Source organism: Aquiflexum sp., assembly GCF_977115555.1.
The window spans coordinates 1-2188 of record NZ_CDSBKL010000550.1 but is presented as its reverse complement, the minus strand read 5'-3'; the positions used below and the strand labels follow the sequence as shown (position 1 = coordinate 2188).

The window sequence follows — 2188 nt, the reverse complement described above, 5'->3', positions numbered from 1 at the left end:
ATAAAATCCTCCGCATTGGCATGGGCAATTGCCGAGGCAAGTGTGGAAGAAATAGATCGAATCAATATCCTTCATGCTTCTTTTTTGGCGATGAGCCGGGCAGTAGAGCAGTTGAAAATTCAACCCCAACATTTACTGATTGATGGCAACAGATTTAAATCCCATCTTGATATACCTTTCACCTGCGTCATACAAGGTGATGGCAAATACGCGAGTATTGCTGCTTCTTCCATTTTGGCAAAAGTATACAGAGATGAAATGATGGAACGCTATGCTGAAGAATATCCCGGATATGGCTGGGAAAAAAATGTAGGTTACCCTACAAGGTTACATCGGGAGGGAATCATGAAATTAGGATTGACTCCTCTCCACAGGAAGTCCTTCAAGCATTTACCCGATCAGTTGGATTTTGACTTTTAAAAACGCATCAACATATAACCCTGCGGTACATACGTTGTGAGGGTTGTCAGCATCGACAAGGCAATTTCTGTACCTTCCCACACATCTGTTGTCTCCATGTTCCTTGCAATCAGCGATTGCCCACAGACATAAAATTCTACTCCTGCATCTTTTAACGCCTGAAAAACAGGCAAATTTGGATTATTAACCCCATTTCTTTTTTGATATTCCTCGTCGTTCAGGATGCTGAAAATCGCTCCTCCATGGACTGCAACCTTTACTTTGATATTTTCCTTTGGCACTCCCGCAATACCGTGAAGGTTTATCATGCGGGCGATATTGTCCACCATCCGGTTTATTTGCTTTGGATCATCAGCAGCTGAAACAAGGTCGATAATGATTTTATATTCCGCCTTAGGATCAGGCCTTTCTGTCGCTTCGGGGATTTCATATATTCCACCAAAACCTTTTACAATTGGAAATTGTGGTGTTTGGCAATATGCGGAAATTGACAATGCAACCAGGGAAAATGTGGCTAGGAACGTTTTTGTAGCTCTGAACATAATTTTGAAATGGTTAATTTTGAAAAAATACACAAAAAACCATCCCCCTCAAACTTCTATTTTTCGGATCACGTGCTTCTTTTTACCATTGATCGTTTCAATACCCAAAATGATATTTCTATAATCTTTCTAAGCGGGAAAAAATTGATCTCACCCCATCATAAAATTCTCCCCATGCCATTTAAGAACTTGGCGCCGGACTTTCTTCAGTTTTTCCTTGGGGCCTAGGTACAAAACGAGGGACACGTGACTGATAGAATTTATAAGCGGAATATTTAGAAGCGCTGATTTCTTCGCTGAAATTCGAGCTTCCCTGAAACAAAATCAACAGCAAAAGACAACCCACCACTGACCAATTGAGCCATTGCCCAGATGCAGCTACAGGGAATAAGTAAAAAGAAACCCAAAATCCCTGTTCCCCGAGGTAATTGGGATGCCTCGAAATAGCCCAAAGCCCTTTGTCCAAAAAACCCTTTGCAAAATCACCCCTCAACAACTTTCCTTCCCTTATTAGCTTCCACTTTTCTGTTTGATACTTCCATTGTTGCTCATCTGCGGCAGTTTCTAGGCCCAAGAAAAACAGGGCTACACCTGCTACAAGCATATCCCATATACCGATAGCGCCATCATCAAACTGCATCACTACGAGCATGGGTAGTGTAAACAACAAGATCAAAACATTTTGGTAGCCAGAAATGAAAAAGAGATTGAATAAAGTCCATTTCCATTTGGGCTGGAATTCAGGCTTTTTTCGCAATATCTCCCAACGGTAGTCCTCTTCCCCTTCCCAAAACTTCCATCGGTAAGCGCCTTTTCTGGCAAAATTATAAGTCAATCTTGCTCCCCAGGCACTCACAAGTACCGCAAGTAAAACCATCCTCGGTGAAAAATCACCGAAATAGGCCATTACCCAAGCATAGATAATCGGCAAAATACTCCAATACTTATCCACCTGACTGTTGTTGTTGGTAAGTTCACCTACCAAAAAACAATAGGCAACAGAAGCTCCACAAATTTTAATCAAGACCCAAAGTGCCTCCCACTCACGATCTCCCAAAGGAATTCCGAACAAATAAGTGAAAACAGGTACAACAAGTAGGGTGAAAATCAGAAGAATCGCCGTTTGGAGAATTTTCATAGAAAAGGATTTTCTTTTCAAAATAGGGAATAATTCAAAAAATAAAAAACGGAGTTCTGCGGCCAAATCAAATTGGAACAATAGATAC

The 2188-nt window shown here is 41.2% G+C and carries 3 protein-coding genes; 1 reads left to right on the top strand and 2 read right to left on the bottom strand.

From position 1 onward, the window contains the following. On the top strand, positions 1-420 hold a 420-nt coding region (locus ACZFYI_RS19435; RefSeq protein WP_462525778.1), incomplete at its 5' end, for a ribonuclease HII. Here ACZFYI_RS19435 and ACZFYI_RS19430 read toward each other — a convergent pair. Both ACZFYI_RS19430 and ACZFYI_RS19425 read right to left on the bottom strand, forming a co-directional pair. Further along, positions 417-962, bottom strand: a complete 546-nt coding sequence (locus ACZFYI_RS19430; protein ID WP_462525777.1) for a DsrE family protein — start codon at positions 960-962, stop codon at positions 417-419. The genes ACZFYI_RS19435 and ACZFYI_RS19430 overlap by 4 nt on opposite strands. A 181-nt stretch (positions 963-1143) precedes the next feature. Further along, positions 1144-2188, bottom strand: a 1045-nt coding sequence (locus tag ACZFYI_RS19425) for a DUF1295 domain-containing protein (protein ID WP_462525776.1), incomplete at its 5' end; no start/stop codon positions are given.